This window comes from Veillonella criceti, assembly GCF_900460315.1.
Lineage (GTDB): Bacteria > Bacillota > Negativicutes > Veillonellales > Veillonellaceae > Veillonella_A > Veillonella_A criceti.
Map to the genome: position 1 here is coordinate 800,315 of NZ_UHIO01000001.1, position 6,676 is coordinate 806,990.

A 6,676-nucleotide genomic window follows, 5' to 3' on the forward strand; every position below is an offset into this window, starting at 1 on the left:
AAATTATTTTTTGCGAGGTTTAACTTTAGTTGTTACATTAACTAATTCTTTTAACTGTTTACCAGCTTTGAATGCAGGGGATTTAGAAGCTGCAATTGTAATAGCTTTACCAGTTTGTGGGTTGCGGCCTTCACGAGCGGAACGTTCGCGAACTTCAAAAGTACCGAAACCAATAACTTGTACTTTTTCGCCTTTTGCTAATTCTTCAGCTACTGTGTCGAACACAGCTTTAACTGCTTTTTCAGCATCCTTTTTAGTTAATTCGGCTTTCTGAGCAACGCTTGCGATTAATTCTGTTTTATTCATGACAGAACCTCCTTAAAAAATAGAATGTATCCCATTCATCTGTAATGACTTGTAAGAGTATATCACGCTTTGCCAATCATTTCAATGAATGTTTTTGTTCAGACACCTTAGCCGAGTCCCAAAATGAGTCCAACTCGTCTAGTGAAAAATCTGCCCATGAACGGCCGCTGTCTTTTACACAACGTTCCACATAAGCAAAACGACGACGGAACTTATTATTGGTGCGGTTTAGTGCATTTTCACCGCCTATTTTATACCATCTTAGAAGATTAATCAAGGAAAAAAGCACGTCTCCCCCCTCTAATTCTGCATTTTCATAGTCCCCCTGTGCAATTGCTTCCTTAAATTCGGCTATTTCCTCTTCAAATTTTGCCCACACTGGTGGCTCAGAATCCCAGTCAAAACCTACCTTGGCAGCCTTTTCCTGTAATTTTTGAGCCCCTAATAAAGCCGGTAATCCTTTAGAAACACCAGCCAATACAGTTTTTTGCTGATGCCCCGGTTCTTGCGCCTTTAAGGCCTCCCAATTTAGCTGCGTCGTCGCTACTTCTTGTGCATTCGCTTGCGTAAATACATGAGGATGACGACGAATCATTTTAGCACTAATATCATCAATAATATCTTGCACGGAAAATAACCCTTGTTCTTCAGCTAAACGTGCATGAAATACTATCTGTAACAATACATCACCTAATTCTTCACGCAAATTCACTATGTCCTTATTATCAATGGCCTCCAATACTTCATAGACTTCTTCTAATAAATAACGACGAAGGGTGCTATGTGTCTGTAAGCGATCCCACGGACAGCCATTAGGGGCCCGCAAAGCGGCTACTACATCAATTAACGGTTGTAATGTAAAATTAGACACATCATGATGATTAGAAGCCTCAACCACATCTGTAGCCCCCTTAATTAACAACCATCGAACAGCAGTGTCTCCTTTTTCACTTTCCTCTGCAAGATACGTCCGGCCAATGGATAGTAGCTGACATAATTTTATATGTTTAGGCCCAATGAGTTGGTTCGTTTCACGTATACCAACTAACTGAAAGCTTGTGTGTGCTTCAAATCTTAAATTTAAACCCTCTAAAATGCGCTCTAAGCTCGTTTTATCTTTTTTAATACCGGTTATCACTAAAGCCCCTGCCAAATCAAATGGAACATATTCTAGCTGAGAGGATTCTATTAAAAAAACACCGGCCTTACTTTCTATGCCCAATTGTTCTATCACATGACTTATTTCTGCTAACGACATATAAATTCTGCCACCTCCTTACTTATTATTATTACCTGTACGCTTTTGTAATCGCTTACCAATAAATGGCATCGCTTGCCACTCTTCATCTTTTACTGCTTTACTAATTAATAATCCTGCACCATATACAATAACAGCGATTATAATAGCCCCCACAACAGATAAATTACCGCCTACTATAGAGCTTAAAAAAGCATAGGTAATAACTGTCGCACCACCCATAGCAAAAGCAGCAAATGCTATTTTACCAAGTTCTACCCAAGGCACTTGATACTGAATATATTTACGTACAAAAATCATATTTAATAAGGCCGCTAACCCAAAGTCAATATTAGTAGACCAAGCAGCTCCATTGATCCCCCATTCAGGTAATGCTGTCAAATACCAGCTGAGAGGAATTTTAATCAATGTACTAATAAACAAATTAATCATAGGAATTGCCGTATGCCCTAGCCCTTGTAAAATCCCTGTACTTACTTGCTGTACGCCCAGCAAGAAAATACTAAGACTCATAACCGCGATGGGACCGCCTGCATGAGGCGTTGCATACAATAATTCAGAAATAGGCGTTGCTAGGACACACAAGCCTACAAAAGCAGGCACTGTAATTAGCGCAGTAATTTTTAACGCTACATGACTTCGATTTTGAATCTCTAACATATCACGCTTTGTGTATGCTTCTGAAATAGCGGGTACTAAACTAGCAGCTAATGAAGTTGTTAAAATAATTGGCAAATTAACTAATGACGTCGCCATACCCGTCAAATACCCAAATAAGGTCGTCGCTTCACGAATGGAATAGCCCGCATCAATCAAACGCTGTGGCACAACCCCTAAATCAATCCCCGATACAATGGGCATCATAATATTTGCCATTGATACAGGAATGGCAAGAACTAATAGCCGTTTCATAATCTGCCCTGAGGATTCAACGATACTTTCCGGTGCTTGCTTAGCTCGTAATTCGGCACGTAAACGGCGTTGGCGATGATAAAAATAGATTAATACTAATACGCCACCAACTACACCTGGAAATGTAGCTAAAGTAGCACCAGCTGCCGCCATAGGTAATCCATAGGGAAGCAAGAATAAAGCAAAACCAACCATACAGGCCACACGTAAGGACTGTTCCATAACTTGCGAGGCCCCTGTAGGCAACATATCTTGAAACCCTTGGAAATAACCTCGTAAACAGCTCAAAATAGTAACTACTACGATAGCCGGTGCTAAGGCCATTAATGCATAACTACTCCGTGGATCAGTAAGCCACTCTGACCTAACTAACCAAGGAACAGCTAGAAATAAAGCGACACTAAAAAAGGCCCCCAGAGCAAATAATACAGTAGCCGATACTCTAAAAATCTTAGAGGCCCCGCTAATATCTTGATGGGCTAATTTATCAGCAATCATAATAGAAATGGCCACCGGCAATCCGGCCGTGGCAAGACTAACAATAATCTGATAAATCGGATATGCCATCTGATATAGGCCAATCCCTTCGCCCCCTAAAATGCGCGCTAATAAGACTTTACTAAAGGCGCCAATAATTTTAACTATAATGCCCGCTAGCGTAAGAATCATAGCGCCCTTCAAAAATCGGTTCATTGGTCCCTCCTTAAGCACCTTCTGGCAATAAACTAGGGTCTCGTTTTTCTAATTCACCCAATAATAGTTCTGTCTTAGCTAACACCCCATCGCTAGTGCCTAAGGTGTAACGAAGTACATCGTTTGACATTTTTACATGGGCCCAAATTGCCCCATTTGGCAAACCAGGATGCCAACCGGCCATGCGTGAAATATCTCCCCAATGAATGGTGAGCAAATTATCTCTAATGACCATACTCTTAATGCCTAACGCTCTCGCACGTTCTTTAATACGCGCCAATTTTAATAAGCGCTCTACAGGAGCTGTTGGCGTACCAAAACGATCAATTAATTCATCCGTAAATTCATCAAAATCTTCTAACTTGCGAATCTGCAATAATCGTTGATAAATGGTAATTTTACGGGCTGTGTCCTTAATATAGGCCTCATCAATAAACGCATCAATTCCTAAATCAATAATAGGATCGAGTTCTACCGTCTTAACGACAGTCTTATTTTGTGCTTTAGCAATCGCTTCTTCTAGCATAGAGCAATATAAGGCAAACCCTACTGACGCAATATTACCATGCTGTTGTGACCCTAATAAACTGCCTGCCCCACGAATCTCAAGGTCGCGCATAGCCAACTTAAATCCAGCGCCTAATTCAGTAAATTCTTCAATCGCTTTTAACCGTTTTTCCGCTGTTTCACTGAGCATTTTATCAGGACGATATAAGAAATATGCATATGCTCTACGACGTGAACGTCCTACACGACCACGCATTTGATAGAGCTGTGATAAGCCAAGGCGATCCGCATCATACACAATAATCGTATTGGCATTAGGAATATCAAGACCTGTTTCAATAATACTGGTACAAAGTAACAAATCATAGTGGCCTTCATAGAAATCAACCATAGTCGCTTCCATATCATTTCCTGCCATTTGACCATGAGCAATAGCAAATCGAAGTTCTGGCATTGCAGCCTCCAATAATTCTCCCATATGCTCAATAGAAGCCACTCGATTATACACAAAATATACTTGCCCACCACGTTGAATTTCTCGTCGAATCGCTTCCGCAATCAATTTCATATCATACTCAACAACGTAAGTTTGCACCGGTAATCGCTCTTCAGGCGGTGTATTAATAACACTCATCTCGCGAACACCGACTAAAGACATGTGCAGTGTTCGTGGAATAGGCGTAGCACTCAAGGTTAGCACATCAATATTTTGTGCCCAACTTTTCCATTTTTCCTTCTGGGCTACACCAAAACGTTGCTCTTCATCAACAACAAGTAAACCGATATCTTTAAACTTAACTTTTTTATTTAAAAGGGCATGCGTACCGATGAGCACATCCACATCTTTACTAGCCACTCGTTTAACAATATCCCGTTTCTCCGCGGCGGAACGAAACCGATTTAATACCTCTACCCGGACACCAAATGCGCCCAACCGATCAGTAAATGTCTGAAAATGTTGCTGAGCTAATACTGTCGTTGGCACTAAAACGGCAACTTGCTTACCACTCTTCACCGCTTTAAAGATAGCCCGCATGGCCACCTCAGTTTTACCAAAGCCTACATCGCCACAGAGTAAGCGATCCATAGGGTGTGCTTGTTCCATCGACGCTTTAATTTCCTTAGCGGCCTGTAGCTGATCTTCCGTCTCTTCATATGGAAAGGCTTCTTCAAACTCTGCCTGGAAGGTATCATCTGGTTCGAAAGCAAAGCCCTCTACCACTTCTCGTTGAGCATATAGTTCTACTAATTTATCGGCCAAATCATCAATGGATTTTTGCGCCTTCTGACGAACTTTGCCCCATTCGCGACCACCCATTTTATGGATTTTAGGTACATCACCTTCATTACCAATATACTTTTGTAACTGGTCTAAATTATCAGCGGGCAAAAATAATTTATCAGTACCAGCATAGGCAATTTCAATATAATCTTTATGAATGCCTTCTGCTTCAATCGTCTTTAGTCCAATATATTTACCAATTCCATGAAGAGCATGTACCACATAATCCCCAGGTGTCAGATCAGTAAAGTACGTAATTTCTTGACCTTTAGGCACCTTCTTACGTAATTTACGCTTTTGTTGACCAAAAATATTACCTTCTGTAACAACAACTAAATGACATAAAGGTAATTCAAAACCTTCTGACAAAAGTCCACTTACAATCAGCACTGATTGACTTGTATAGGTAAGTTCTGTTCCCTGTTCATAACTGATATTGGCCTCTTGTAAAGCGCGCTCAACCCCTTCACGGCGCTGTAAATTATTCATAACAAGTACCACTTGACGGCCTTGCTGTAACCAAACTTGAATTTCATCCATCAAAAGAGGCATTTGTCGTTCAAACGACATCATTGATTTACTTTGTAAACCAGTCGTAGTAAAACCGGCTAAGCCACTAACACGTTGTTGTAAAAAGTTAAAGGCAATCTCACAATTACATTGATTCGTTTGCATCAATTCCGGCCAAGTAAAATGTTGTTGCCTATGTACGGCATCTTCTTTTAAAAATCCCTTTAAACTTTCCTGCAAGCGATTAGGCTCATCGTAAAGCAACAAAGCGCCCTTACCATAACTTAATAAGGAACCCTCTTCGGAAGCCTCTGCTAAATGAAAGGGCATCACTGTCATATGCTCTACCGATTGAATAGAACGTTGTGTATCAATAGCAAATGTGCGAATCGTATCCACTTCATCATCAAAAAATTCAATTCTATACGGCATATCACTATTCACAGGAAAAATATCAATAATATCCCCGCGCACACTAAAATGGCCACGTTGTTCTACCTGGCCTGTTCGTTCATACCCTAATGCTACTAATTTATCTAATAATACCATGCGTTCTACTGTCTCTTCGATTTGCAAACGCACTACATGGTCTTTTAATTCCTCTGGTGTCAATAAGCGCTGTGTCGCTTCATCAATAGTCGCGACAACAATCACTGGCTCTTGATGTAGCAAAGCACCTAAGGCTCTCATTTGTAAGCCTTGATTTTCTAAGCTACGGGCCGCCGTAATAAAGCTAACTTTTTCTGTAATAGGAAATGGCATGACGTCTACCTGAGGTAAGAAAAATGCTAAATCTCGTTCCCATTGCTCTTTATGTGCTTTATCATGAACTAATACTATCGTCGACTGTTGTCCCTGTTTTGACATCGCCCTACTATATATAAAGGGCTTCTGTGAACCACCTAACCCGGAAATAACATGCTTACCAGTACTAGTAAACAGCTCTTCCGCTTCCTTATAGGCGGGATATTTATATAATAAATCTTGTAGTGATGCCATGAACATCCCTCCAATTAATTTAACTAACGACAAAACGGGCTTTAGCAATGCCAAAGCCCTTTTTAATTCCTTTTTATAGTACCATAGGCCACTCAAATTCGCAATAAAAAGTAAAAGAGCTAAGTCTTCTCATTGAGTTATACTCTTTGAAAAGTCTTAGCTCTCTACCATTCTATTATGGATTGATAAACCAACACTATAAAGTTTGG

At 40.4% G+C, this 6,676-nt stretch carries 4 protein-coding genes; all 4 read right to left on the minus strand.

What is annotated here, in order from left to right; all coding sequences use genetic code 11:
- Positions 1-3: 3 nt before the first annotated feature.
- The 4 genes from DYE54_RS03615 to mfd all read right to left on the minus strand — a co-directional run bounded on the left by DYE54_RS03615 (position 4) and on the right by mfd (position 6,467).
- The gene (locus DYE54_RS03615; protein WP_115309959.1) at positions 4-306 is read right to left on the minus strand and encodes an HU family DNA-binding protein; all 303 of its coding nucleotides are present in this window, start codon (positions 304-306) and stop codon (positions 4-6) included.
- 76 nt (positions 307-382) lie between these two features.
- A complete protein-coding gene (gene mazG / locus DYE54_RS03620; protein WP_115309960.1) occupies positions 383-1,564 on the minus strand; it encodes a nucleoside triphosphate pyrophosphohydrolase in 1,182 nt (393 codons plus the stop codon).
- A gap of 18 nt (positions 1,565-1,582) precedes the next feature.
- A complete protein-coding gene (locus DYE54_RS03625) occupies positions 1,583-3,169 on the minus strand; it encodes a putative polysaccharide biosynthesis protein (RefSeq protein WP_115309961.1) in 1,587 nt (528 codons plus the stop codon).
- 10 nt (positions 3,170-3,179) lie between these two features.
- Complete coding sequence (gene mfd / locus DYE54_RS03630) at positions 3,180-6,467, minus strand: transcription-repair coupling factor (RefSeq protein ID WP_115309962.1); 3,288 nt, start codon at positions 6,465-6,467, stop codon at positions 3,180-3,182.
- Positions 6,468-6,676: the final 209 nt, after the last annotated feature.